This window comes from Paenibacillus nasutitermitis (assembly GCF_014641075.1).
GTDB classification, from domain to species: domain Bacteria; phylum Bacillota; class Bacilli; order Paenibacillales; family Paenibacillaceae; genus Paenibacillus_Z; species Paenibacillus_Z nasutitermitis.
The window spans coordinates 200,916-226,328 of the sequence record NZ_BMHP01000007.1; the positions used below are offsets into that span (position 1 = coordinate 200,916).

The following is a 25,413-nucleotide window of genomic DNA, read 5'->3' on the forward strand; positions in this document are numbered from 1 at the left end:
AGGGGAACGGAGGATGATCAACCGGAATGAGAACGAGGATAGACAGACGGGGATCAAAGGAGTGAGCGGGCCAAAGAACCGTTGGGAGGAGAATGAAAGATGATTCTGGTAACGATCAATCGGATTTATGAAGGGCTTGTAGCTCATCTTGAGGAGCTGTTTCCTGAGATTGATATTTATGGGGAAGACGGCGCGGGAGATGGGCAGCCGCCCTGCATAATCGTGAAGCTGGCCAAGGTTGTACAGTCCCAGGAGCTGAATAATCGCTACCGGCGGATGCACACCTTCGATATTGCATATAAGCCCGCTGGCGGCACGGCCGGGGAGATCAGTGATATTGCCGAGCGCTTGTATGAGCATTTGGCGCTTATCGGCATCGAGGGGGCCCGCTATCATGGTACTAATATGAAGCATGAAGTCGTGGAAAATATGCTTCATTTCGCAGTGGATTATACGTTCCCCGTCATTAAGGAGCAACCGCGTGAACCACTGATGCAGAGCATGCAGGTGAAGGAGGGGACCAAATAAGTGAGCAGCAAATTAACAATCGAACCGAATTCGGCGGAGATAAGCTTCTCAAAAGCGCAGCTGCTGAAATCGGCACGTTTTACACCGCTGGAGCGGGATGTGTTAAGCGCAACCCTTGAAGATGCGGCCCATTATCCGATCGAAGAGGCAATCATGCGAATCAACCAATTTATGAAACAGGAGGTACGTTAATATGGCAGCAGGAACATTTACAACACAAAATAAAGTTCGACCGGGTGTGTACGTCAATCTCGAATCGGCACCGAAAGCAGTGGGAACCTTGGGGGAACGCGGTATTGTTACGATGCCTCTCTCTCTGTCATGGGGAGAACCCGGGAAGGTGATTCGTATTGAAGCAGGAGAAGATACGGCCGGGAAGCTAGGCTACGGTTCAACAGAACCACAGATGAAATTGATCCGGGAAGCGCTCAAACGGGCCAAAACACTGCTTCTGTACCGCCTGAATGCTGGCACGAAGGCAGCCAAAACGAATGAGGGTCTGACGGTTACCGCACGCTGGGGAGGCGCCCGGGGCAATGATATCACCGTGACCGTAGCCGCAAATGTGGATAACAACTCCCTCTTCGATGTAACCACGCTTGTGGCCGGCAAAGAAGCGGACAAGCAATCCGCAGCCAATATCGGCGAACTGAAGGCCAATGATTGGGTCGTGTTCAGCGGGACAGGGGCGCTGAGCGCATCGGCGGGCATTCCGCTTACGGGCGGGGCCGACGGTACGGTGACCAACCAGGATGTGGCGGATTATCTGAATGCCATCGAAATCCATGATTTCCATACGCTGGCGCTGCCTTCCGGGGATAGTGCGCTCAAAGGCACCGTCGTCTCCTTCGCCAAGAGACTGCGCGAGGATGAAGGCAAGAAAATCCAGGTGGTGGTGGAGAATTATCCAGTCGCCAATTATGAAGGAGTCATCAGCGTCAAGAATGGCGTTGTCCTGGATGACGGCACTACGCTGACGGCTGGCGAATGCACAGCTTGGGTAGCTGGAGCGACTGCAGGTGCCCAGGTGAATGAATCTCTGACTTATACGGCTTATGACGGGGCGGTCGATGTGGCCACACGCTACACCAATTCGCAAATTATTGCCGCCTTGCAAGCTGGCGAGTTTGTATTCACGGCGAATGACAACCGGGCGGTTGTCGAGCAGGATATCAATACGCTGACGGGCTTCACGCCGGAGAAAGGCAAAGCCTTCTCGAAGAACCGGGTGGTTCGCGTCCTTGATGCGATCAACAATGATTTTATCCGTATTTTCAGCAGCTTCTTTATCGGTAAAGTAACCAATAACCAGGATGGCCGCAATCTGCTCAAGAACGAGGTTGTCAATTATTTGAACACGCTGCAAAATATCAACGCGATTCAGAATTTCGACTCGCAGACGGATATTGCCGTTACGGCAGGCACGGAATCCGACAGTGTCTTGATTGAAGCGCATGTGGCGCCGGTCGACAGCATCGAAAAAATTTATGTCAAAGTGACAGTAGAATAGGGGGCGCGATCCATTATGGCATTTTTAAACGCAGGCGATACGATTAATGGCAAAACAGCTCGTGCATACATTACGGTGAACGGCGTGGTGGAGGAATTATTTTATGCCAAGACGCTGGAGGCTACGGTGGAAAAGAACAAATCCGATGTGCCGATTCTGGGCAAACGTCAAGTCGCTCATAAGGCATCGGGCTGGACCGGTTCGGGAACGCTGACCATCTATTATATGACCAGCTTTTTCCGCAGCCTGATGATGAAATATATTACCGATGGCATTGACACCTACTTCGATCTGCATGTAACGAACGAGGATCCCGCGTCGACCGTAGGGTCGCAGACCGTTGTGCTTAAGCAGTGCAACATGGACAGCGTCATTATGGCCAAGTTCGATATTTCCTCGGATGATGCTCTTGAAGAAGAAGTGGCGTTCACTTTCGACGATGTCGAGGTGTCGACCGCTTTCAACAATCCAACCGTTTAACAGCTATTTTCAAAGATAAAGAGGAGGCAATGACATTCATGAGTGAACTCAGTTTATTTTTCGCCCAGAACGCGGCAGCGGAAATGTCGGAGGATTTCATCGTATCGGACCGTTTCAAGGACAAGGATGGCGCGCCGGTGGCGTGGAAAATCCGCTCGATGTCGGAGGCGGAGAATGAGGAAATCCGCAGATCGGCCACGCGCCTTGTGAAAGGCAAGAACGGGATGAAGGTGCCGGAGACGAGTCCCGAGGAATATATGGCCAAGCTGGTCGTGGCGAGCATTGTTTTCCCGGATTTGAAAAATGCCGAGCTGCAGAAATCCTATGGCGTCCTTGGCGGGGAGCAGTTGATCAAGAAAATGCTGCTTTCCGGCGAATACGCGGTGCTCGTCCAAAAAGTGCAGAAGGTCAACGGTTTCGACCGCGACATCAACGAGCTCGTGGAAGACGTAAAAAACTGATCAAGGAGGGCGACGGTGAAGCCAACTACGCCTATTACGCCCTCCATGAACTTTCCATCCTGCCGTGGGACTTTGCAGCATGGAGCATGACGAAGAAGGCGGCGGTCATTGCGATGATCGACGTTCGGATCGAAGCGGAGAAGAAGCAGCGGAGGAAGAAATAAACATTGCATCGTAAAACGCCTCTATTAGGGGCGTTTTGCTGTGCAAGCGGGAGGAAGAGATGTGCCGACAATTGCGGATACGCTAAAGTATTTTAAAAAAGCTGGAGATGTCGCTAAGCCGTATGCCAAGTTTTCGAACATCGAAGGGATGGTGAATACGGCTATTGGCGGGGCTATGGAGCAGACCAAAGTGATGGTGACCTTTCAGGCTCAATTAGGCAATGAAGGACAAGATTTGTTTCAACATATCAAGAAAGATGCGCGTGCAGCAGGACAGGATATTAATGAATCTTTGATGGCTGGCCTTTCTTTATTTAATGGAAATGTAGAGCAAACAGAGAAGTTAACGCAGATCGCGACACGTTTATCTGTTTTTGATCCCAGCGGGGGAGGCATGACGAACTCTTCGTCGATGGTCAAGGATGTAATGGGCGGAGATACAGGGGCTTTAACCGAGAAATATCAGGTGAGCGACGAAGTCATTCAAGCTTCCGGCATCGTTGATAGTGCAGCTACAGGAAATATGGACGCTTTTATAGCTTCGTTCGAAAAGCTTCTGGAGCTTCAGGACATGGGGAAGTCAGGTTTGGAGGAAATGTTGGCCACTCCCGCCAAACAAGTCGAAGCACTGGGAGTCAATTTGGAATCTTCATTAGCAAATGCAGGCATGGGAGCTATTATTGCTTTGCTGCCTGCGATTACTATGCTGAATGAAGCTTTTAAAGATGGGAGATTTGATTCCTTTTTTACTTCGCTCTATATGGGATTCGAATTTTTTGGGAATATTGCTTCGATCATTATCGGTTTCGTGATAGAGAATCTCGATTTATTTAAAAATATGCTGCTGGTTCTCGGCGCTGTATTTGCTGTGATTGCTGCATCAATGTTAGTTGATTTAATCATTATGTTATGGCCCTTGCTAGCAATTGTAGCGGGAATAGGGCTTCTTATTACTGTCCTGAATTATTTGGGGGTATCTACTGATCAGGTTGTGGGTTTTGTAGTGGGTTTGTTTTATTCCTTGTGGGCTATTGTACAGAATAGAGTAGCAAGTATGTGGAATTTATTTGTTTCTTTTGCAGAGTTTCTCAAAAATTTATTTATTCATCCTGCATATGCTTTTAAAAAAATATTTTACGACATGCTGATAGGCATTCTTGAACAGTCAGCATCGATTGCAAAAACAATTGAAGATATGTTTACTGGACTGGTTAATGGGTTCATACGAGCTTGGAACTTAATTTCTGGATTGTTTGGAGGGAAAAATATAGAAATAATTAGTGGGGGATTCTCTAATGCAGTTAGTGATACGATCTCATATGTAAAAGAGCAATTTGAGAGGGATAAACCAGTAAGTGACAAGGGTGTATATGATTACTCAGATAAAAAAATGCAATATAAAGATGCAAAAGATTCATTTAATTCAGGTTACGATGCAGCAGTTAGTGGTTTTAACAATGCCGGGGATATGATAGGTAATTTTAATCCGTTCGGAGAGTCTGGGGGAATGGGAGGTGCTGTGTCTCCGGTTCAACCGTTGGATGATCCAAACAAAGGCCTTGGCGGCCTACCGGGCATGGATACTCTGACACCTCAAATGCCCGTGACACCCGGAATGCCTGTATCACCAGCTTTTCCGGCCGCCGGAGGGGACTTGCCGGACATCGGCAAGGTTGAAGAGGTTGGCAAGGTCAACGATACCGTGGATATCAAAGGCGAGGATTTGAAGATGATGCGGGAGCTGGCCGAGATGAAGAATATTCAGAACTTCGTGTCGCTGACGCCAAGCGTCAATATGACACACACGGGCAATATCAACAACGGCTATGATGTGGATGCCATCGTCGGCCGGATCAAAACCTCGCTTGAAACCGAGATCGCCTCATCGGCACAGGGGGTGTACGGATGAAATACGGCATACGGTTAAGCTGGAATAATGGCCAGGAGAACTTCGAGTTTCCCATTAATCCCGGCGAGATTGAGCTCCGCGAGGGCGGCAACGGGAAAACCTACGATGTGATGGGAATAGGCGAGATCAACGTCATTCAGAATCCGCAGCTGCCGGAATATTCCTTCAGCGGATTTTTTCCGAATCCGGGCAAACGGGTATCCGGCCGAAAAAATCTTATTGGGGGTTATGTCGATCATGATCCGCTGGTGACTTCAAACACGCTGATGGAGCCCAAAATATATATTGAGTATATCCTCAATTGGATGAGAAGCAAGCGCCCGATCCGCTTCGAATTCATGGGCGACTCATTCAACTTGAATACGCCAGCCAGCATTGAGAAATTCGACTGGAAGGAGGTCGCCGGGAGCGGAGGAGATATCGAATACAGCATCACGCTCAAGAAATATGAATTCTATGCCGCACAGAAGGTGAAGGTTGACGATAAAGGGACGAAGAAACCGGAGCCGGCGCGGGCCAATGACCAGCTTCCACCCGCAATCTATACGCTTAAAGCAGGAGATTCGCTGTGGAAGGTGGCTAAGCTGCTGTTGGGCAGCGGGGAGCGTTGGGGAGAAATTCAGAAGCTGAACGGCATAGCAAATGCGCAGTTGAAGAAGCTGCCGATTGGCATGGTGCTCAAAATTCCGCAAGGAGCTGCTGCCCATGCTTGAGGTGCTGATGGATGACAAACGGGGGACCATCTGGAATATTTCCGATATTGTTGCGGACATCACCTGGAAGACGAGCCGGATCGGCAAGCCCGGCACACTAGATTTGACGCTGATCAAGAACAGCGTGTGGCAGGATTCGAAGTTCGCTTTTAACAACGGGGATATTATCCGGTTCCGCAAGGATAACCAGAACGTCTTTTACGGCTATATTTTTTCAATCAATTCCGGTAGAGATGAGAATGTGAAGCTCCTCTGCTACGATCAGATCCGTTATTTGACGGGGAAAGCGATGTATAGCTTTGCCAACAAAACGGCATCGGAAGTGCTCCGCAAAATCGCCGGCGATTATCAATTAACGCTGGGAGACGTCGACGATACCGGCTACAAAATTCCGACCATGCTGGAGGACAATGTTAAGCTGCTGGATATCATCTGCAAAGCGCTGGATTATACCTTGATTAACGGCTACGGAAATTTTGTGCTGTTTGATGATTTCGGATCCTTGTCGCTCCGCAATGTCAAGAATCTGCGCGTTCCCTTCTGGATTGGCGAGGAAAGCCTCATGTACGATTATTCCGCCAAACGGTCCATAGACAGCGATACGTATAACAAAATCAAGCTGTATCGCGACAATAAGGAGACCGGGATGCGGGATATTTTCGTCGCGCAGCGGAGCGATACCATCGCCCAGTGGGGCTTGCTGCTGCTTTACCAGTCGGTTGATGACAAAATGAACGACGCGCAAATTATGGAAATGCAGGATCAGCTGCTCCTGCTGAGGAACAGGGAGTCGAAGACCTTGAAAGTGGACGCGATCGGGGATCTAAGGATTCGCGCAGGCTCCTATGTCAGTATTGTCATTCATGAAATGGGGGTCAATCAACCTTATCTGGTGGATGAGTGCCAGCATAAATTCGACGGGGCGCAGCATATCATGAGCCTAGATTTGAAGGTGGTGGATTAATGGGAAGTTTACTGGATGTGATCAAATCGGCGGCCGGGAATGTGGTCGAGTCGGGCAGCCCGGTCCATATTTTATACGGTAAAGTCATTCAGGCCAGTCCGCTTGAGGTAAACGTTGACCAACGTTTTACACTCACAGCGGATTTTTTGATCCTTACGGAAAATGTGCAGCGTTATGAGCTTGTAATTGGCGCCGAAACGTATGTGATTCGGAAAGGTCTTGAAGCAGGCGACCGGGTGCTGATGGTGCGTGTACAAGGCGGCAACCGTTACGTTATTTTGGACAAGGTGGTGGGGGGATGATTCCGCTTGGAGGTCAAATCAACAATGAACAGCTGGACGAAGTAATCCAGCCATCGAATACGTACAAGCTGGATTTGGATAGAAGGCGCGTGTCGGGGAAGGTTGACGGACAGGACGCTGTGAAGCAGGCGGTGTTTAAGATTTTGCAGACGGTGCGTTACCGGCATGAGATATATAGCTTCGATTATGGGCATGAGCTGGAGTCCTTGATCGGGACCAATCCGCTGTTCGTGGAAGCTCAGGTCAGAAGAATGCTTGATGAAGCGCTGCTGCAGGATGAACGTATCCGCAGAATCACGGATTTGAAGGTTGAGGTAACCGGGGATGCGATAACGGCTGTTTTTACAGTCGTGACGGATACCGGAGCATTTGAATTTACAAGGGAGGTGACAGCCGGTGTATGAGCATATCACATTTGATTCGATTTTGAGCCGGATGCTCGGGCGGGTATCGGATTCCATCGACAAGCGGGAGGGTTCGATTATTTATGATGCCTGTGCGCCCGCTGCGGCGGAGCTGGCACAAATGTATATGGAGCTGGACCTCAATTACAGCCTGTCGTTCGCGGATACGGCGGCGGGCGAATATTTGAGCAGGCGTACAACCGAGTTTGGCGTCAATCGCAAGCCGGCGACTAAAGCGGTGCGCAAAGGAATGTTTTATGGAAACGCCGATATGCCGGTTGAGGTGTCCTTGGGCAGCCGGTTCTCCATCGATAATCTCGTGATGATTGCCACAGCTCGAATGGAAGCGGGCATTTATCGGATGGAGAGTGAGACGGCGGGATCGGCAGGCAATCAGAAGTTCGGCGTTCTGCTGCCGATTGATTACGTGCAGGGACTGGTGCGGGCGGAGCTTGCAGATGTCCTCGTTCCCGGCGAAGACGAGGAATCGGATGAGGTGCTTCGGCAGCGTTATTATGAAGCGGTGAATGAACCGGCCTTCGGCGGCAATATTGCCGATTACAAGCAGAAAATCAACGCGCTAGACGGTGTCGGCGGGACCAAAATATTCCCCGTCTGGAACGGCAGGGGAACGGTGAAGGCGACGATTATTGCGGCGGATTGGAGCGAGCCGACGGAAACGCTTATTTCCAATGTGCAGCAAATTGTCGATCCGGTTGCAGGGCAAGGATATGGTTCGGCTCCTATTGACCATGTCGTAACGGTTACAGGTGCGCAGGGCAGAACGATAAATATTGAAACAACGGTCACGCTCGCAGCAAATGTAACCGTGGCACAGGTGAAATCAGATGTTGAAACAGTTCTTGAAACGTATTTCTTGGAGCTGCGTCAAGATTGGGCGAATCAAACGCAGCTAGTCGTTCGTATAGCTCAAATTGATGCCCGCATCTTGAACATATCCGGAATCAATGACGTTCAGGCAACCAAACTTAACGGTGCGGCTTCGAATGTCCTTCTGGCGGTTGAGGAGATCCCGGAGTTTGGGACGGTGGTCGTGCATGCCTAATCCGATTTCTTCAAACTGGCCGGAATACTATCTTGGAGTTAAGGATTTCATGGAGCTTGCTGTTACTGAGGAGGCTGAGCTTCAGCTTGCCAGCTTTGCGATTGAGCAATTATTCAATGATCAATTTGTTCTGACATCGGGTGCAGACGCTTTAAAGCGTAGAGAAACTATGCTGGGTATCAAGGCAGACCCTGCTATAGAGTCATTTGATTTTCGACGTAAGCGTATCGTCAATCGGTATTCGACTAAACCGCCTTTCACAATCCTTTATCTGCAGGAACGTCTTGATTACCTTGTGGGGGCTGGCAAAACACTGGTGACCCGGGATGTGGCGGCACACACGCTGAGAGTAGCAACCGCCTTAGAAAACTCAGCCCTTTTTAAGGAAGTGGAATACACCGTTCGTACGATCCTGCCGGCAAATATGATCTATGAACAGCAAACATCTGTATATGATCAAATCGGGCTGCAGGAGCACATTGTTATGCGCAAATTTGACCGTCGTACACGCCTCAATACAACATGGCGATTGGGTGCTGCCGCATTTGCTAATCTGGAACCGGAGGTGGTTATAAAATGACAATTGCTACAAGCTTTATATCTGATATAGCAGGATATATAGAGGCGCGCATTGCCAAGATCGTTCTTAATGAAACGTTTACGATAACAAGCTTTGAGGTCAAATCCATCATTGGCAGTACGGTTTCCCTTCGGTATAAAGTGCCGAATGGATCGGTTGCCGCCATAACCAGGATTGAACTCAAGGATGCCTCAAATCGTATCATCAGCAGCAATGATGTGAATATCCCCGTGACCGCTGACGCGCTGTTTCTTCAAACTATTAATATTCAGGAGGTTTAGTAAGATGGCAAAAACAAACTGGCAATATGATGATATCGTGACCGAGGCGGATATGAACACGCTCGGCACGGAACTGAACGCGAATACAACCAAGCTTGCAGAATCGACATCTGCAGCAATAGCTAACCGGCTGCCCATTCGCGACTCGAATGGGCGGTTTAAAGTTGGAGCACCTGTGGATTCGGACGATGTGGCGCGTAAGGATACGGTGGACAATGCGATTATGATGGGGATTCAGAGGCAAGCATTGATTAACGGTAATTTTGATGTGTGGCAGAGGGGGACGCGAATAACTAATCCGGTGCTTCCGTCTTTTTTGTCGGATCGCTTTCTTGTGGCAGGGACAGCTGATGGAGGCACATTTCCTGTTTTAATAAATTCGCAGTTGGTTTTGACTCAACCGGAGCTGCCAGGTTCCCATTATGCCTACCGAGTCAGCCCTAACGGTTCCGGAAGTGGATTTGGAGCTACTGCATCGTATTGCATTTGCCAACGTATCGAAAACGCAACAAAATATTTATGCGGAACCGGCAAAAAGTTGACTTTATCTTTTTGGGCTAGGTCAAGTATCAGCGGGAAAAAAATAGGAGTATCATGTGCTCAGCGATACGGCACTGGTGGTTCTCCGTCAGCAAACGAGCAAATACAAGGTAAAATCCTAGCTTTAAGCCCTGTTTGGACCAAATACACTGTTGTCATAAATACTAATACCTTACAGGGTAAAACACTGGGCTCAAATAACGATAATTATTTTCAAATTGGCATCTATTATATGTGGGGCTCCGCCAATGCAACAATATTATTTGGTAGTGGCACGGCCGAAACATTCGTTGGCTCTGGAGACATAGATATCGCACAAGTCCAAGTCAACGCCGGAGATACCGCTCTGCCGTTTCAGCCTCGCAGTTTTGGCGAAGAGTTGGCGTTGTGTCAGAGGTATTATGAAAAAAGCTATCCTGAGAATGTAACCCCAGCATTTTATACTGGATTAGGTCTTCATATAACAACCCTAAACGCAGCGAATTATATAGCAGGAGCGAGGTTGATGCTTGGCAGTCAAATTAAGTTCAAAGTTGATAAGAGAGTTGTGCCTACAATTTCTTTTTATAACGATCAGGGCCAACTTGGAAGATGGTGGGCGATTAATTATGGGGATGTGGTGTTGGGAACAAATTATACATCTACAACAGGAGTCAATCTTATTTCAATGAATGCGATAAACATAACAGCGGCGAGCGAGATTTACGGTCACTGGACTGCTGATGCCGAACTATAATGGAGGTGAACAGACGTGAACGAATATAATCATTATTACCGGCTGGATGCGGCGGGTTTCGTCACTCATGCGTTTTCTAACGCCTTCGAACCGTCTCAGGCAAGTGATCATTTTTTTGAGACAGGCGGCCGGCATTTTAATCCAGTCATCACAAACGAGCTTGGCCAGTATATTCTAAAACTTGTGGGCGATGAGATAGTAGAACGTTCACAACAGGAACTCGACGAAGAATGGGCGGCGCGGCCGGCGGCGCCAAAATCGCTCCCGGATGAAATTGCAGAGATCAAGCAGCTTGTGGCAGATCTTGCAAGCCTGCAACTGGAGGTGTAGAGATGGACGAACGCAAGCTTAGGCTCTATCGGTTCCTGCTTAGCATGGATCGAATTTCATTGATTGACATACCGGAGCCCTACAAATCGGCCATAGTCGAGCCCTGACAAACTATGATAGTTTGTGGAATATCTTACTTACGAGGCGATCCCATGTAGAAACTTTTAGAGCACGGATTTTATGGCGCTATAACTACATGGTTGGTAACAACGAGACAAATTCAGGTGGTCACGCCATCCGTGCCTAATTCAAAGCGAGTTTGAACGATTTAAATGATTCTTGAACGTCTAAAACGTGTATGATATGCTTAAGATAACAAAAGGAGGCTGCGCTAACAGCCTCCAGTGTACGAACCGCGAGGGCGTGCCCCTCCATAAAATGTTGAAGAAGGGACCCTGTGGCGGCTAACCGAGGGGTCCCTTCAGTGTTATTACCTACAAATCACGATTAACGTAACTGATTGGCGATAAACGACAGAAGGACCAGAAGGAAAGTTCCCGCCGCAAAGAGCAGCATGAGAACATCTTTCATCTTCATACGTTCCACCCCCTTAAGGAGAGGAACGACCCGAGCGGTTATTGTACTCATTTAGTATAAACCAAACCTTTCCTATTAGGTAAGGTTTTTCTTATGTTCATTTAGGTGGGAAAACAATGGCCGTATGGCGGTGCGAGGCATTGGGGGCCAACACAAAACTCATATCTATCCTAACAATCGCCAATCAGGCAGCAGGAATGGGACGATGACGACTTCATCAACCTAATCAAGTAATCATTCTTTGAGGCTCTGTTTATACGGGGCCAAAACTTTCTATCAAAAGGAGGAGTCACCAGGATGGATCCGGAACAATTATCATCCATTGAAAAGCTTGCCCAGCTGGCGGAAAAGTATGGTCTTTCGCTGATCCTGGCTCTTGTCCTGCTCATTGTGGTGCTGTATATCGTCCGGATGCTGATCCGTGGTGACTTGGTTCCACGTCATTTGCTGGACAGGGCGGAAGAGGATCGCGACAGGCTGCAGGAGATTTTGGATAAAGAACGCGAGGGTGTGATGGCGCCGATGATTGAATGGTTCAAAACAATTAAGAAAGATGCCCCTGATAACAGGGGAGGATGATCCATATGCCTTTAAAATGGTTGGAATGGTTTCTTCCCCGCATCCGGGACAAACGGGACGATCTCCAAAACGCTTCCATCAGCGTATCCTTGTCCATCCACCGCTACTGCCATCTATCACAGGAGCTGCAGGAGATCGTCAGAAACAACAATTTCGCCAAATATCTGATTTACGAGAAGGAGGGGGAAGGATGATGTCCCGCTTCATGGACTGGACCCTGCTCGCATTATATACCTTCTCTGCCCTATCGGCTTTGTTTATGCTTGTCTCACAAATCACCTATTTGAAGGAACGTATCAAATCGGGCGTTGTCAGCGCATTTTTGCTGGCTATGCTCTTTTTTTTATTCTCCTACGCCCTGTCGATGGGCATTATGTTGTGGATATCTCTAACGGAATTGCTCGGAATCATCAACGAGGTACTGGAGGAGCTTCAGAAGGCGGCTTGGTTGACCGCTCAACTGGCGGCCGCCTTGGGGCTGCTTCTGCTGTCCATCCAAACCTACAAGAAACGTTATGATGCCTTTATTCATTTCAAAAAGATACGAAAACGAAAGGATGACTGAACATGGCCCATCTACAACCGTATGTCCTTATGATCTTACAGGCCCTTGTCGGCCTGCTGGCTGCTTTCCTGCTCGGCATCATCGCGAAGCTGCACCGGAAGCTGAATGTATGGCTGGATATCCATACGACATCCGGTCAACGCGACCTGCTGGATAAGCTCGCCAAAGAAGCAGCGGCGCTGGCTGAAGCCACTTATATCGAAAGCGGCGGTCCCCAGAAGCTCGAAGCTGCTTTTGACTACATCACGAGTCGTATAGGCAAACTTGGTATTGAAGTCTCTTCGGAAACGATCCGCGCCGCAATCGAGAAGGCCGTATTGGATTACAACACGGGCCAACCCCAGGAAAGCAGGTGATCTCCATGGCAAAAGGTCTCGATTGTGCGATTCCCTTGAGCGCATCGAATGCGAAAGTGCTGGCCGGTGCGGGATTCGTCTTCGCCGCCCGGTACCTTGTCCCGGAGCGGCTGTCCTGGAAGAGGCTGAACCGCGCTGAAGCGGAGGCTATCACATCCGCTGGCATGCAAATTGTATCCGTCTATGAAACCAGCGCCAATCGTCCTGCAGGAGGCGCAGCTCATGGCAAGTCAGACGGCCTGGCCGCCTTGAGGGAGGCCAAGCTGATCGGGCAGCCGAAAGGGAGTGCGATCTATTTTGCGGTCGATTACGATGCGGGCCAGCAGGATTACGAGGTGATCGAACACTATCTGAGAGCTGCTTCAGCTCAATTGCTGGACTACCATACAGGCGTGTATGGCTCCTATGCCGTCATTGAGGAGATGGCAAAGCGTCAGGCCTGTTCCCACTTTTGGCAGACCTATGCCTGGAGCCGCGGGAAAAAAAGTCAACATGCCAACATCTATCAGTACCAGAATGACACCAGCGTAGCCGGGGTGAAATTGGACCTTAATGAATCCTTTGGGAAAGAAGGCTGGTGGAATACGCGGATATCCGAACAGCCGGTTAAGCCGCCTCTAGCCCAGCGGGAATATAAAATGGAAACCAGGGATGCACAAGCGATCATCCGCTTGTTGGCCGCCAGTTACGAGCTGACGACCGACCGGCAAGCCCGGGCGGAAATCCACCGTCTTGCCAATGAAATACGCCGGGCGGCAGATATCCCGATTCCTTAATACTGCCTGCAACGAAAGAAAAGACGTTCCAAGGCATCTTGCCATGCCTGGAGCGTCTTTTTTCATTCTGCCCTTAACGCGCACTTCCCCTTAACCATGCTTGCATTATTCCAGGCGATAATCGTCCGTTTTCTCCCCATCTTCCCAAATTTCCACAAATAGAGCATCACAATTATCAAAGTCGTCAGGCTTTAAGGACAAAGCTTTTTCTTCGTCCGTACCTGCATATACATTTTCCATCCCGTCTTCGTTAAACGAGAGGATCACATAAATTTTCAATTCAGCAAACCTCCTGCAAGATATTCTAAAAGGGAGTATATCATAGTTTTTAGGTGCGAGGATGATAAAACCGGTCAGCGTGTTCCCGTCACCATTACACCCATGCAAATTGGTGACGTCAGACATATGCATTTGAGGTATACTTAACATAAAGGTGGTGGATTTCAATGCACAGAAACAAGGATGTGAAAAATTCCGGACGCCGACTCATGGGAACTATCGATCATCGTTTCGATGTCTATGAGGTCGCCCCAACCGTGCCCGGACCGAACGACAAGTTGCGTGATCAGGAAGTAAGCAGCGCCATCGCTCAATGGAAAAAAACAAACTCTCTTGCTGCAAAGGCCCGCCAATAACAATAAGCGGGTCTTTTTTGTTTGCCTGGTGAACGGTGCAGATCATTCCTGCACTTTTCCAACATCCTTGATTTTCATATCGACGACGACCTTGATAGGGGTTTGGGAGTAAAAAGCGTGCCAATCTACTTCTTTCCACTGGGCGTAGCCCATTTTATTTCGGGCGTATTGGCCGATCCCCATGGAATCTGCACCCAGCAGCTGCATATTCTTAATCATGGTCAACGCTTCTTTCTCGAGATAAGCATTCATCTGGGTTTCTAATTTTCTCTGAACCTTCGAATCCTGCACATTTTGTTTGCCCGAGTATTCCAGAAGGGAACCGCGGATCTTCAGCTTTATCGTTACGGAGAGGTCGGAACCGCTTTTGATCGGATGAACCGCGTTAACCGTCACTTTTCTTTTGCTGGAAATAAAGCTCATAAACACTATATCGCTCCCTTCCCCATCCCCGTCAGGCACGGGTATCGACAGGTCTCCGGCCTTCACGGGTCCGATCAGAGAAGCAAAGAGCAGCGAATTCCGGGATTCAATTTTCCCCACATAACGGTCTTCCCGAAACAAGGCCAATCCGCTTATCCGGATCGCATTTTTATAAGCTCTCACAAGGGGTGTTATGGGATCTATCCCTTTGTCAAAATAGTCCCGCGTAAAGGTGTATAAATTCGAATAAGGAATTTCGTTCGTGCGGTACGCGGAACGGATCAGATTTTCGATGTAATCGCCGGTAGACGGATATTGGGCATATTCTCTCTGGAGCAGTTGGTTTGCATCTCCTTCAACAACGGCCAGGCTGACTTTGTTGCCGATCGCTGGATCGCGGATCAGGGTGTCAACATGCTGCCACAATCCCTTTTGTGACAAAACCTCGCCAAAAAGCACGGTCTGCAGCTGCCCGCTTACGACCTGCCGGTTATTCTCCCGGGCAAAAGTGCTCCTCGCTTCCTTGCTCGTTGCGGCCTCAGATGTCAGAACGATGCTTTCTTTTGGCGGCTCGGCTTTCGGTATGCTTATGGTAACGCGGAGCTGCTTGCCATTTTTATTCGTGCTTCCGGTATCGAAGGCGATGGTACGTATAAAACCCAGCTGCTCAATAATCTTCTCGTCTCTGCAGCCTGCTGTGCAGCAGCAAAGTGCAAGGCAGAGTATAGCTTTTTTTCTCACGTTAGTTCCTCCTTGCGGAAACGGTTTTGCCAGGCCAACAGCACCAGTAATACAAGCGGAGCCGCAAAGGAGAGCGTAATCTCGCTATAAAAGACTGTGTTGAGCCATTCATCCGCTTCCCTGGAAATAAGGGGGATGAATCCGAATCCGAATAATAGGACCGTCAATACCAGTTCCAGAAGCCTTGACCGTACTCCTGGAAAGATACGCCTCAGACATAAGAGTGCCGCCCATGCATATAAGACGATAGAGATAAGATTAGCGAAAAGAAAAATCGTGTAGATCAGATTTTCAACCCGGTTGATAAAGGGGAGCTCGATATAGGACAACAAATTGATAACGGGGTACATAAGCGACTTCAATTGCTCAAAGCTGAAAAAGCCGAAGCAGGTGGCAATCATCAGCAGGATCGTAAATGTATGGAAGAAATGACCTATATAAACCCCTTTCATCAGCTTGCTTTGTTTGCTCGCAAATGGGAATAACAAGAGGGCCAGCTCGTAGCCGATAAAAATGGGGAATACTTGGAGCCATTTGAAGACGGGATTGCCCGCAGTGGTTCCTTGAAAAATAAAATTTGTAAAGCGTATTGCCCGCCAGTCGGAGAAAAAATAGAAGATGAAGAAGATTAGCACAATGGTAAAAATGAAGAAAATCGTGCTTGCTTTCCCGATATTGTAAATCCCTTTGGACAACAGATAAAACATCAAGAGCACGATAACTCCATAAAGAAGCAATGGATTTGTTGTAGGGAAAGAAAGCATTTGAAAAATCAGGACATACTTCTTCACGATTAAACCTCCAAGGGCTATCCAAAGAAAAGCAAGCAGAAGATAGACGGGAATCCATAGAAAGCGGGGAACCGACCGCTCGACAATCTCGAATGCGGACCGCCCCCGGCTTGCCCGGTAAACCAGTTGAATCAGCCAGATATTGAAGGCCGCGACAAGAGACAGCAGCATAACCCCGATCCATCCGTTGGTTCCGATATTTTCGGCAACAAGCCGGGGCATGCTGAACATGCTGACATCAAGCTCGATCATGTAAATGAGAATGGCAATATGAAACCAATTCAATTTTTCCTTCAAGGGCAAAGCACTACTTTCGCATTTTATTTTTGTTCGGGTTGGGTGAGCGCACCAGGGATGGGCGCCTGCGAAGGGTAGAGAAAGGTCCGCGTATAAAGGTGTCGAGCCATTCCTTCCCAGACAGAGGAGCTACCGGCGATAAATAGGAGGCGCCTAAATTCGTGATGCCGCTCAGATGTATGACGATCCAGCAAATGCCGATGGCCAGGCCGAAATTGCCCAGTACACCAGCCAGAATGATCAATCCGAACCGGACCAGGCGGATGGATGCGCTCATAATGTAGCTGGGGATAACGAAAGAGGCGATAGCGGATGAAGCCACGGCAATAATGAGAATATTGCTGGTGAATCCGGCTTGGACAGCCGCCTGTCCGATCACGATACCGCCGACGATGCCGATTGTTTGCCCGATCTTGGTGGGAAGCCGCGCACCCGCCTCGCGCAGCAGCTCGATGGTGATTTCCATCAGCAGCGCTTCATACAGCGGCGGAAAAGGGACCCGGCTGCGTGATTGAGTCAGATTGAGCAGCATCGTATGCGGGATCATCTCATAATGGAAGGTCGTTAGGGATACATAGAATGCCGTAAATACAATCGTCACGACAAATCCGATGATCCTCAGCAGCCTCAGGGCGCTCCCCAACAGCCACCGCTGGTAATAATCATCAGGCGAAGTGAAAAATTCAAAGAACGAAGAAGGGCAGCTGAACGCTGAAGGAGAGCCGTCAACCAGACAAACAACCCGTCCCGCTGTGAGCTTGGAACAGATCGCATCCGGACGCTCGGTTGTCATAAATTGAGGAAAGACGGAATTGGGATTGTCATCGATCATCTGCACAAGCATATTGGTGTCGAATACGGCATCGATTTCGATATCCTTGATCCGTTCGACAAGCTTCTGAATCAGCTCGTCTTGGGCTATTCCTTCAATATAGGCTACAATAACCTGGGTCTTTGTGATTTCACCCACATGGAGCGAAATGGTTTTCAATTGCGCGCTGCGAATCCTCCTGCGGATGACACTCAGATTCTCCGTGATATTTTCGACGAATCCGTCATGTGGACCGGCCATTACGGTCTCGGTCCCGGACTGCTCGATATTCCTTCCGATTGTCTTCAGCAGATCGATCAGATAAGCTTGATTGCGGTAAAAGACTGCCGCTTGTCCATCCAGAATGCCATCAATGCATTTTGTGTGATCATCGGCGTTCTGCAGCAAGCCGCCCCCCTGTTGGAGAAGCGCTGCCAATTGAGCGTTATCGGCCTGTGAGAGCGGCACGATGAGATCATGGTGAAGTCTCTCCATATCGACCAGGTTGGAGAAATAGACGGCATGCAGCTCCTCGTTGCCCGGGAATGTACGATGTATGACCTCTATGCAGTTATGCAAATCTTCGAGCGTCCGTGCAAGTGACGGCGGATCTTGAGTGGTTGAAGCAGTCCCCATCATGGACCTCCTTGGAAGGAAGTAACGAAACCTTCCTTATACTTCTCTCAAACTCGGTCGATTATTCTCTCGGCCAGACCGCCATACAGGTATCCCTTATGCCCCCACTGAAAGGAAAAGCCTGTTAGAGGCTTAACGATTACGATATAATTTGGATAGGATGAAAGAGAAAGGACGAGGGTCATGACGGAGCAATTACAGAAGCAGCCATCCGCTAGGGTGCCGATTCATCTGATTTCCGGATTCTTGGGCAGCGGCAAAACAACCCTGCTCAACCGGGTGATCGATTATTATAAAGCGGCCGATGTGAAAGTGGCCGTTATCATGAACGAGCTTGGAGATGTCAATCTGGATGGACAGTTCGTCGACGACGATGTACCGATGGCCGAGATGCTCGGTGGCTGTATATGCTGTACGATCCGGGGAGACCTGGGTCTGGAGCTGAAAATGTTGATCGAGGAGCATCAGCCCGATGTGGTGCTGATTGAGTCAACGGGAGCGGCTAATCCAATGGAAATTATCGATGCGGTGACGGAGGCAGCTCTTTACATTCGGGTCGAATTGCAGACCATTGCGACGGTGGTTGACGGGCCGGAACTGCTGAGTCGCAGCCGCCGCGGCGGCAGAACCTACAGGCTGATGCAGGATCAGATCCGCTGTGCGACCGACCTGATTATGAACAAGGCGGACAAGCTGGGTCCCGACGAGCTTATCGAAGTGCAGCAGCTGATCAGGGAGCTGAACAGTTACGCTCCGCTGACGATCACAGTCCGGTGTATGGTGGAATTGAATATGTTCGATCCTTCTCCCGGGCGGCAAGCAGGCACAGATGCCAGGCAGCTGCACGAGAGCCATGTTTGCGGGGCTAACTGCAGCCAGGAAGGCCATCACCATCCGCATGACGAACAGACCACAGACATGGGGATTTCGCATAGCCATGTGATGGCATTGACGTATTACTTTGACGGTCCTGTGAACAGCTACGATTTTGAGTCGCTTATATCCAGGCTTCCGGATGACGTTTACCGGGCGAAAGGGATTGTTACGTTCTCGGACACAAACAGCCGGTTCCTGTTCCAATATGCGTATCGCGAGCTTGAATTCACACGTATTACGCCGCAGGGGAAGGTCAATGATGTCGCGGTGTTCATCGGAGAGCATTTTGCCAAGGATGCACTCGTTCAAGATCTTGTCCGGCTTCACGAAGGTACAGGCTCGACCGGGATTGCCCCTTAAAGTACTGTTAATGGGAAAAGTTGACTACGACTCCTTGAAGTTGGACAAACTATCGGTGGTGATAGACATTCCTCTTCATAAGGAGCTGACCAGAAGATGATCGTATGGAAACAAAATTGGATAACAGCAGCTGCCGCAGGCATCATTCTTGCTGCCGCTGTACCGGGATTTGCCCGGGCGGCGGAAGTAATGCCTCCTGCAAGTCCTTCTTCCTCCCAAGAAGACAGTAAAGAAATCCGCCAATGGGATGGCCGCGATCACCACAAACATGGCGGTCGCGACCATGAGAAGTTCCGGATGAGACGCCTGACAGAGGCTGCGCAATATTTTGGCATTGAGACCGCAGGCAAGGACGCCAAGCAGCTCAGTGAAGAGCTCAAAGCCGCGCGCAAGGCGGATGAAGCCAAATGGAAACGGTTTGTGGCGGAGCAAGAAGCCAAGCACTTGGTAAGGCTCCAGACTTTTGCGAAGAAGCTTGGCATCGCTACGGAAGGCAAAGACGCCAAGCAGCTGCGCAAGGAAATCCGTGAGCGCTGCAAGGAATCGCGGACCAGGCAGGAAAGCGGAGGCAAGGTTGAAGCTCATGACAGGGACAAGCTGAAAAAAACAGAGTAAGTATGTGAAGCGCCGGGAGCAATCCCGGCGCTTTATTATGGATCAGACAGCTTACTCAAGGAGGATTTGGGGTATGAGACTTAGAAAGCATTAATGGTAGGCGGTTGTTGGAAAAGATAAATTTCAGAAATGAGGGTTGACCATGAATGAAATCAGAATTGGCATGATTGGCCTTGGCGGCATGGCCCGCTGGCATATCGAGCAGTTCGGCAAAGTACCTGGCGTCCGGATCACGGCATTATGTGACGTAAGCGCGGAAGCGGTACAGGAGCTGGGGGACAAGCTGGGGATTTCGCCGGAGCATCGTTACGACAGCTATGAAGCGCTGATTGCCGACGGGGAAGTGGACGGGGTTGTTTCGGTTACCCCAAACAACACGCATGCTGCTATTCTGAAAGGCTGCATAGCCGCAGGTAAGCCTCTTTTTGCAGAGAAGCCGCTTACGCGGACCTTTGAGGAAGCTGAGGAGGTATTGGAACTCTATCGCCACAATCCTATCCCGCTGATGATAAATTTCTCCTACCGCAACGGAGCAGCTTTCCAGCATGCGAGGAAGTTCATCCAGGCGGGCCGGCTTGGCAAGATCAATCATTTGTTTGTTCAATATTTGCAGGAATGGGGGGCTCCCCCCTCTAATACGCCCTATGTCTGGCGCTTTGACGAGAAAGTGACCGGCACGGGGACACTTGGCGATCTTGGATCCCATATGATAGATTTGTCGCAATATTTGCTCGGGGACCGGATCAGCGAGCTGCAGGCGATGCTCAAAACCATAGTCCCGGAGCGTTCGGATCCGTTGACCGGTCAGCCTTATGATGTGCTGGTGGACGATTTTGCTTGCTTTAATGCCCGTTTCAACGAAGGGGCGATTGGTGTCTTTCAGACCTCCCGCAATGCCATCGGCTCCGGCAATCAGCATGAAGTGACGCTTTATGGCGACCAGGGAACGCTGCATATCAGCACCTTGAATGACCAACAGCTAATATGGACCCATCCTAAGGAGAATGGCGTGAAGGAAACGATAACCGAATTGATCGCGGTTCCGCCGGAAGAAGGGCTTAATCCATGGCAGTCTTTTCGCGAGCTGATCCGCGGCAATACGGTTAGTGAATTCGCGAGCCTGGAAGAAGGCTTCAACAACCAGGCGGTTCTGGAGGCTGTTGTCCGGGCAAGCCAAAGCGGAGGAATTGTGTCCGTTGCTTCCTTATCGGCGAAGCCGCAGTAATGTTGTGCAGTAAGAAATCGCAAAAAGACGGAAGGGGCGCTTATAGCGGATTCCCTTTCCGTCTTTTTTGCGTTTTTAAGAGTGAGGCGACGAGCGCAAATTTTACCACTGAAAATGCTATTCGATAAAGGAACGGTAATGATTTTCTGTATACTTCGTAATCCCTTCGTCATAATCGGGATAGGCGTATCCCAAACTTTGGGCTACAGCTTTGGCGTAAGTCCGAAATAGCTCATAGCAAGTAAAGAGAGACCGCCACATCGTTGAATAGCTGTCTCCGGAATAAGTCGTTAATAATGCATTCCAGTCGTCTTCCGGGAGGTAATGCTCGATAAACTTGTAGTTCTTCCCTATGCTAAAGGAATAACCTTTCTCCGCTCCGATTTGCCAAGCCATCATTCTGAGCAAATTAGGCCGGGCAATCTCATTCAAATGGTCAATTGCAAATAGAATTTCTTTTCTCGCAAGTCCCTTTACGACATAAGTCGAAACCATCCAGAACTCATTGCAGCAATCGTCAAATTCGCGTGCGGTCGGCTTTTTAATCCAATATTGGTGGTCGTTTGCTGACACTTCTTTTTTGACAAGAGCATCTTTATCAAGCAGAACTTCTACAAGACCATCGCTATTGGCAAAATATTGTTCGGTTTCATTCACGGGAATAAGGGTGAGGTCAACTTTATTGCCGTCTTCAAAAAGAATGATATACGAGAACCAGCTCCCTAATTCGGAAGGAAAAAGCTCCATATCCTCGGGCTTTTGCATCATAATACGGCTCCCGAAAATATCCAGCCACTGATCATTTTCTTTGAAAGTATCCAAATCGGTCACAAAATAGGAAATATCGTAGTCCTGGAACCGGTCAGGGGGGATGTTTGGATTTGTTCGCGACCCTTCCAACACGGCCAATCGGATCCGCGGATCCTGTCTGGCAAAATCAACGATGATCTTCATCATTTCCTGTTCACTTCGCATGGCTTTTGATTCCTCTCCAATCGTATGTCCTTTTCTTTCTAAATTTTATATTCGGTGCCGGCGTTGCATTCTCCTTCTGTTTTCTGTCAGAAAATGGTTGGACCAGGGGAGGAATCCGGACTTGGCTAAGAGAAAGAGTATAGCGTAAGATAACGGGTACAGGAGCAGATCGAATGAACAAAAAATGGATGAATTCTCCTTTTACTTACGCGCTGGGAATGTTTGCTTTAATGATTCCAAGTCAGGCCTTCAACTCGTTCTACAGCTACTATTATGTGGAGAAGCTGGGGCTGGGGGTGGGGCTTGCCACTCTGGCGCGAACTCTATATTTGATCTGGGACGCCGTGAACCAGCCGATTGCCGGTTATCTGTCCGACCGGACGCGGACTCGTTTTGGCCGCCGCAAACCGTGGCTTTACTCCGCCATTCCGCTTTTCATGGCCGCATTTGTCATGGTTTTCGCGGTGCCGCATGGACTGAAGGATATGGATCTATTCTTGTGGTTTCTGGTTTCGCTGATCCTCTATGAGGGAGTCGCCACCATACTCTGGGTCAATTACGGTGCTCTTTTTCCGGAGCTGTTCCGGGGAAACCGGATTCGCGCCAAAGCTTCCGCCATCCAGCAGGGTTTCCAAATTGTCGCGATTCTGATCGGCTCGGCACTTACCCCTCTGGTTTTCGATGCGTTTGGTTTTGGTTATATGGCGCTTATCTATGCTGTCCTGTTTGGGTTATTCATGCTCCTGTGCGTCATGTCGGTACAGGAAGGAAGCCAGGCGGACGCCGAGCCGAAGCTGGGGCTTGTGGAAGCTTTTCGGGAGACGCTCAAGAACAAGGAGTTCTGGCTGTTTAATATCGCCAACTCCTTTGCCCAGACCGTGAACGGGCTGCTCAGCTCCATGATCCCTTTTTACGCGAAGTATGCGCTCCGAATCCCTGAGGCCCAGGTCACCTTTCTGTTGGCTTCAATCTTTGTATCGGTCATTCCGCTCGTTATGGTCTGGTATTGGATCGTAAATAAATTAGGGGCTCATAACGGCTGGCGGGTATCGCTTGCCGTCTACGCCTTATCCGTTGTTCCGCTGTGGTTCGGCCAGGGGCTTGCCAGCGGAATTACGTTCGGGATTATTGTCGGCTTCGGACTGGCCGGGTTTCTGGTTACGCCGCCGGTGCTGAACAGCCGTATCATCGATTTGGATACTGCTCGGACCGGACAGCGCAGGGAAGGGGTTTATACGGCGGTCAGCGGGTTTATAACCCGCTCCAGCGGCCTGATCTCGGCCTTGTCCTTCTGGATTATCGGGATGATTTACGGTTATGTCAGCGGCGATGATCCCGGCCCCAACCCGGATTTAACGTTCCGGGTATTAATTTGTGTGGTTCCTTTTTGTTTGTTGATGGTTTCTTTGATCATATCGCTTTTCCTGAAGCCATTTTCGGTGAATGAAGACTCAAGAAAGTGAGGGGTAAGCCGGTTGGATAAATATTTAATAGTAAACTGCGATGATTTTGGACAAAGCGGAGCAGCCAACGAAGCGATTATGCACCTGCTGGAGGAGGAGAAGGTCTCTTCGGCAACGATTATGCCCCCGGCTACAGCTTTTGAAGAAGCGGCAGCCTGGTGCCACAAGCGGCAAGCAGCGAACATTGGACTTCATCTTACGTTCACGAGCGAATATGACGCGCTCCCCTGGAGCAGTCTGACCGGCGATGCGTCCTTGCAAGACGCGGACGGGCGGATGCCTGCAACCATTGAGGCTTTCGAGCGGTTATCCGATCCGAAGGCGGTCGTGCGTGAAATGCGGGCGCAGTTTGAAGCCGTGAAGCAGGCTGGAGTTAAGATCTCTCATGCGGATAACCATATGGGCAGCCTGTACGGACTGGCGACGGGCAGAAGCTATCTGCCGCAGGTGCTATGGCAATGCTCCCGCCGCCGTCTGCCGTTTCGCTTGTTCCGCTGGATCGATCCAAGAGATAAGTTCCTTGCATCCATCCCTGGCGCGGAGCAGGCGCTGCGTAAGGTTGTGACCCTGGCGGATGCGCTGGGCGTGCCAATTCCGGACTATTTGCTCAGCCACTCATACGGTGTGGAAGAGGGGGAAACCTATGACCGTTTCAAGCAGATGATGCTGGCCAAGGTCTATGATCTTCCGGACGGGGTCAGTGAAACGTATATTCACCCGGCTGTAGAAGATGCGCGTCTTTCCAGTCTTGTGCCATCCTGGGAGAAGCGGGTGTGGGAATACAAGCTGATGCAGGGCGATGATTTTGCTTATGCGCTGCGGGATGCAGGGGTAACCCTGACAACGTATGATTATGTCCGTAAGCACAGGATCAAGCCCAGGCTTAAATCGGCAGCCCAACTTGTCGGAAAGCTGATTTCGAAGAAATAAGATGAACGCTTAGGGGATGCGCCTTCCGTCAGGCAGACTGCTTCTCCTGCGGATTCGTGGTTGTTTGCCGATGGATATAACGCGCAAGCTCGCCTTGGTATTCCAGCCGCAGGGCGGCTGAGCTTTCCAGATCGCCGGGAGTGACCAGAGACGCCGGCTTGTCGGCAATGGGAAGCCCGCTGTGCTCAAACACTTTGGCCACAAACTGCGTGCAGAAATAAGCATTCTCCCGTTGAACCTCCATATTCAGGATGATTCCGAAGAGGCCGATCAGATTGTATTTGTAGTCCTGCTGGTTGGCTTCGATGGTTTGAATGTAAGCTTGCATCCGCTCATATGCGGAGCGGTTAATGGTGCAGCTGTAAACCGCGCAGGCGGCCTTGCCGAACAGCTTTCCCTTGATATCCTCCTTGACGAATCCGCCGGACAGCGGATTGCGGGGCTGCTTGCGGCCAAAGCTGTATACATCCTTCAAGTCCGGGTCAAATGCGATGGAGGCGTGGTTATGCTTTGCTTTCGTGACCAATTTAATCATCCTCGTGAATAGTGTTCCGGTATCCGTCATCAAGACATATATGGTTTTCTGATCATTCATTGGAATCGTGCCCCCGTACCTGGATTAAACTTCCGTTTCTGCTGCTTTAAGCGTACAGGAGATAGGGTGGCGGGAAAACATGCTGCAGGTTGGTTTGTTTCCCGGTCCTGGGGCGGGGGAACGTTCCTCCTGGAATCGTATGAATTCCTTGCAGGAGCTTGAAAGGCTATGCCTGCCAGCGCAAATATATGAATCTGGAAATGGTGATCGTAAGAAAAAGCTTTATCCAGTTGGTTCGAAGAAGGTGGTCTTGAATTGA

The 25,413-nt window shown here is 49.7% G+C and carries 34 protein-coding genes; 27 read left to right on the forward strand and 7 right to left on the reverse strand.

Going from position 1 to position 25,413, the window contains the following annotated elements; translation table 11 throughout:
• The first annotated feature begins 99 nt into the window (after positions 1-99).
• The 15 genes from IEY46_RS30695 to IEY46_RS30765 all read left to right on the forward strand — a co-directional run bounded on the left by IEY46_RS30695 (position 100) and on the right by IEY46_RS30765 (position 10,968).
• Complete coding sequence (locus tag IEY46_RS30695; RefSeq protein WP_188998511.1) at positions 100-528, forward strand: phage tail terminator family protein; 429 nt, start codon at positions 100-102, stop codon at positions 526-528.
• A complete protein-coding gene (locus tag IEY46_RS30700) occupies positions 529-720 on the forward strand; it encodes a hypothetical protein (RefSeq protein ID WP_188998649.1) in 192 nt (63 codons plus the stop codon).
• 1 nt (position 721) lies between these two features.
• Positions 722-2,038: a phage tail sheath family protein gene (locus IEY46_RS30705; RefSeq protein WP_188998514.1), complete on the forward strand. Its 1,317-nt coding sequence runs from the start codon at positions 722-724 to the stop codon at positions 2,036-2,038.
• A 15-nt stretch (positions 2,039-2,053) separates the two neighbouring features.
• Positions 2,054-2,518: a phage tail tube protein gene (locus tag IEY46_RS30710; protein WP_188998517.1), complete on the forward strand. Its 465-nt coding sequence runs from the start codon at positions 2,054-2,056 to the stop codon at positions 2,516-2,518.
• A 38-nt stretch (positions 2,519-2,556) separates the two neighbouring features.
• On the forward strand, positions 2,557-2,979 hold the full coding sequence (locus tag IEY46_RS30715) for a phage tail assembly chaperone (protein WP_188998520.1): 423 nt from the start codon (positions 2,557-2,559) through the stop codon (positions 2,977-2,979).
• Positions 2,980-3,204: 225 nt separating this feature from the next.
• Complete coding sequence (locus tag IEY46_RS30720; protein ID WP_188998523.1) at positions 3,205-5,052, forward strand: phage tail family protein; 1,848 nt, start codon at positions 3,205-3,207, stop codon at positions 5,050-5,052.
• Positions 5,049-5,765: a LysM peptidoglycan-binding domain-containing protein gene (locus tag IEY46_RS30725; RefSeq protein ID WP_188998526.1), complete on the forward strand. Its 717-nt coding sequence runs from the start codon at positions 5,049-5,051 to the stop codon at positions 5,763-5,765. Before IEY46_RS30720 ends, IEY46_RS30725 begins: the two co-directional genes overlap by 4 nt.
• Positions 5,758-6,729, forward strand: coding sequence for an XkdQ/YqbQ family protein (locus IEY46_RS30730; protein WP_188998529.1), 972 nt, complete (start codon positions 5,758-5,760; stop codon positions 6,727-6,729). The genes IEY46_RS30725 and IEY46_RS30730 overlap by 8 nt, the downstream gene beginning before the upstream one ends.
• Entirely contained in the window at positions 6,729-7,031 is a 303-nt protein-coding gene (locus tag IEY46_RS30735) for a DUF2577 domain-containing protein (RefSeq protein ID WP_188998532.1), read from the forward strand. Before IEY46_RS30730 ends, IEY46_RS30735 begins: the two co-directional genes overlap by 1 nt.
• Complete coding sequence (locus tag IEY46_RS30740; RefSeq protein WP_188998535.1) at positions 7,028-7,435, forward strand: DUF2634 domain-containing protein; 408 nt, start codon at positions 7,028-7,030, stop codon at positions 7,433-7,435. The genes IEY46_RS30735 and IEY46_RS30740 overlap by 4 nt, the downstream gene beginning before the upstream one ends.
• The gene (locus IEY46_RS30745; RefSeq protein ID WP_188998537.1) at positions 7,428-8,501 is read left to right on the forward strand and encodes a baseplate J/gp47 family protein; all 1,074 of its coding nucleotides are present in this window, start codon (positions 7,428-7,430) and stop codon (positions 8,499-8,501) included. The genes IEY46_RS30740 and IEY46_RS30745 overlap by 8 nt, the downstream gene beginning before the upstream one ends.
• Positions 8,494-9,081: a putative phage tail protein gene (locus tag IEY46_RS30750; protein ID WP_188998540.1), complete on the forward strand. Its 588-nt coding sequence runs from the start codon at positions 8,494-8,496 to the stop codon at positions 9,079-9,081. The genes IEY46_RS30745 and IEY46_RS30750 overlap by 8 nt, the downstream gene beginning before the upstream one ends.
• Complete coding sequence (locus IEY46_RS30755; protein WP_188998543.1) at positions 9,078-9,362, forward strand: ketopantoate hydroxymethyltransferase; 285 nt, start codon at positions 9,078-9,080, stop codon at positions 9,360-9,362. The genes IEY46_RS30750 and IEY46_RS30755 overlap by 4 nt, the downstream gene beginning before the upstream one ends.
• A gap of 4 nt (positions 9,363-9,366) precedes the next feature.
• Complete coding sequence (locus IEY46_RS30760; protein WP_188998546.1) at positions 9,367-10,638, forward strand: hypothetical protein; 1,272 nt, start codon at positions 9,367-9,369, stop codon at positions 10,636-10,638.
• Between the two features lie 15 nt (positions 10,639-10,653).
• On the forward strand, positions 10,654-10,968 hold the full coding sequence (locus IEY46_RS30765) for a hypothetical protein (RefSeq protein ID WP_188998549.1): 315 nt from the start codon (positions 10,654-10,656) through the stop codon (positions 10,966-10,968).
• Positions 10,969-11,415: 447 nt separating this feature from the next.
• On the opposite strand, the gene IEY46_RS36615 is transcribed toward IEY46_RS30765, so the two are convergent.
• Complete coding sequence (locus IEY46_RS36615) at positions 11,416-11,505, reverse strand: putative holin-like toxin (RefSeq protein WP_229750654.1); 90 nt, start codon at positions 11,503-11,505, stop codon at positions 11,416-11,418.
• A gap of 297 nt (positions 11,506-11,802) precedes the next feature.
• Between IEY46_RS36615 and IEY46_RS30770 the strand changes: the two genes are divergently transcribed.
• From IEY46_RS30770 to IEY46_RS30790, 5 genes are read left to right on the forward strand one after another with little or no spacing between them, the layout of a single operon-like run.
• Positions 11,803-12,084 carry a hypothetical protein gene (locus tag IEY46_RS30770; protein ID WP_188998551.1) on the forward strand — a complete coding sequence of 94 codons (282 nt, stop codon included), beginning with the start codon at positions 11,803-11,805 and terminating at the stop codon, positions 12,082-12,084.
• 5 nt (positions 12,085-12,089) lie between these two features.
• On the forward strand, positions 12,090-12,278 hold the full coding sequence (locus tag IEY46_RS30775) for a hypothetical protein (RefSeq protein ID WP_188998554.1): 189 nt from the start codon (positions 12,090-12,092) through the stop codon (positions 12,276-12,278).
• Entirely contained in the window at positions 12,275-12,649 is a 375-nt protein-coding gene (locus IEY46_RS30780) for a hypothetical protein (RefSeq protein WP_229750655.1), read from the forward strand. Before IEY46_RS30775 ends, IEY46_RS30780 begins: the two co-directional genes overlap by 4 nt.
• A gap of 2 nt (positions 12,650-12,651) precedes the next feature.
• Entirely contained in the window at positions 12,652-13,005 is a 354-nt protein-coding gene (locus IEY46_RS30785) for a phage holin (RefSeq protein WP_188998559.1), read from the forward strand.
• Positions 13,006-13,010: 5 nt separating this feature from the next.
• Positions 13,011-13,781: a DUF1906 domain-containing protein gene (locus IEY46_RS30790; RefSeq protein ID WP_188998562.1), complete on the forward strand. Its 771-nt coding sequence runs from the start codon at positions 13,011-13,013 to the stop codon at positions 13,779-13,781.
• 105 nt (positions 13,782-13,886) lie between these two features.
• On the opposite strand, the gene IEY46_RS30795 is transcribed toward IEY46_RS30790, so the two are convergent.
• Positions 13,887-14,060: a hypothetical protein gene (locus IEY46_RS30795; RefSeq protein WP_188998565.1), complete on the reverse strand. Its 174-nt coding sequence runs from the start codon at positions 14,058-14,060 to the stop codon at positions 13,887-13,889.
• Positions 14,061-14,227: 167 nt separating this feature from the next.
• Between IEY46_RS30795 and IEY46_RS30800 the strand changes: the two genes are divergently transcribed.
• A complete protein-coding gene (locus IEY46_RS30800) occupies positions 14,228-14,416 on the forward strand; it encodes a hypothetical protein (RefSeq protein ID WP_188998567.1) in 189 nt (62 codons plus the stop codon).
• 42 nt (positions 14,417-14,458) lie between these two features.
• On the opposite strand, the gene IEY46_RS30805 is transcribed toward IEY46_RS30800, so the two are convergent.
• The 3 genes from IEY46_RS30805 to IEY46_RS30815 are packed head-to-tail and all read right to left on the reverse strand — an operon-like array spanning position 14,459 to position 18,115.
• The gene (locus IEY46_RS30805) at positions 14,459-15,580 is read right to left on the reverse strand and encodes a Ger(x)C family spore germination protein (protein WP_188998570.1); all 1,122 of its coding nucleotides are present in this window, start codon (positions 15,578-15,580) and stop codon (positions 14,459-14,461) included.
• Complete coding sequence (locus IEY46_RS30810; protein ID WP_188998573.1) at positions 15,577-16,656, reverse strand: GerAB/ArcD/ProY family transporter; 1,080 nt, start codon at positions 16,654-16,656, stop codon at positions 15,577-15,579. The genes IEY46_RS30805 and IEY46_RS30810 overlap by 4 nt, the downstream gene beginning before the upstream one ends.
• A 22-nt stretch (positions 16,657-16,678) precedes the next feature.
• A complete protein-coding gene (locus IEY46_RS30815) occupies positions 16,679-18,115 on the reverse strand; it encodes a spore germination protein (RefSeq protein ID WP_229750656.1) in 1,437 nt (478 codons plus the stop codon).
• A 183-nt stretch (positions 18,116-18,298) separates the two neighbouring features.
• On the opposite strand from IEY46_RS30815, the gene IEY46_RS30820 reads away from it, so the two are divergent.
• The 3 genes from IEY46_RS30820 to IEY46_RS30830 all read left to right on the forward strand — a co-directional run bounded on the left by IEY46_RS30820 (position 18,299) and on the right by IEY46_RS30830 (position 21,191).
• Positions 18,299-19,351 carry a CobW family GTP-binding protein gene (locus IEY46_RS30820; protein ID WP_188998580.1) on the forward strand — a complete coding sequence of 351 codons (1,053 nt, stop codon included), beginning with the start codon at positions 18,299-18,301 and terminating at the stop codon, positions 19,349-19,351.
• Between the two features lie 96 nt (positions 19,352-19,447).
• Positions 19,448-19,966, forward strand: coding sequence for a hypothetical protein (locus tag IEY46_RS30825; protein ID WP_188998583.1), 519 nt, complete (start codon positions 19,448-19,450; stop codon positions 19,964-19,966).
• 142 nt (positions 19,967-20,108) lie between these two features.
• The gene (locus IEY46_RS30830) at positions 20,109-21,191 is read left to right on the forward strand and encodes a Gfo/Idh/MocA family protein (RefSeq protein WP_188998585.1); all 1,083 of its coding nucleotides are present in this window, start codon (positions 20,109-20,111) and stop codon (positions 21,189-21,191) included.
• Positions 21,192-21,308: 117 nt separating this feature from the next.
• Here the strand turns inward: IEY46_RS30830 and ant(6) are convergent, their stop codons facing one another.
• Positions 21,309-22,166: an aminoglycoside 6-adenylyltransferase gene (gene ant(6) / locus IEY46_RS30835; protein ID WP_188998588.1), complete on the reverse strand. Its 858-nt coding sequence runs from the start codon at positions 22,164-22,166 to the stop codon at positions 21,309-21,311.
• Positions 22,167-22,339: 173 nt separating this feature from the next.
• Between ant(6) and IEY46_RS30840 the strand changes: the two genes are divergently transcribed.
• Both IEY46_RS30840 and IEY46_RS30845 read left to right on the forward strand, forming a co-directional pair.
• Positions 22,340-23,629: an MFS transporter gene (locus IEY46_RS30840; RefSeq protein ID WP_188998590.1), complete on the forward strand. Its 1,290-nt coding sequence runs from the start codon at positions 22,340-22,342 to the stop codon at positions 23,627-23,629.
• A 12-nt stretch (positions 23,630-23,641) separates the two neighbouring features.
• The gene (locus tag IEY46_RS30845) at positions 23,642-24,559 is read left to right on the forward strand and encodes a ChbG/HpnK family deacetylase (protein WP_188998593.1); all 918 of its coding nucleotides are present in this window, start codon (positions 23,642-23,644) and stop codon (positions 24,557-24,559) included.
• Between the two features lie 28 nt (positions 24,560-24,587).
• Here IEY46_RS30845 and IEY46_RS30850 read toward each other — a convergent pair whose 3' ends face one another.
• Positions 24,588-25,154 (reverse strand): hypothetical protein, encoded by a 567-nt coding sequence (locus IEY46_RS30850; protein WP_188998595.1) that lies wholly within the window; start codon positions 25,152-25,154, stop codon positions 24,588-24,590.
• 79 nt (positions 25,155-25,233) lie between these two features.
• Here IEY46_RS30850 and IEY46_RS30855 point away from each other — a divergent pair, with 79 nt between their 5' ends.
• Entirely contained in the window at positions 25,234-25,413 is a 180-nt protein-coding gene (locus tag IEY46_RS30855; RefSeq protein WP_188998598.1) for a hypothetical protein, read from the forward strand.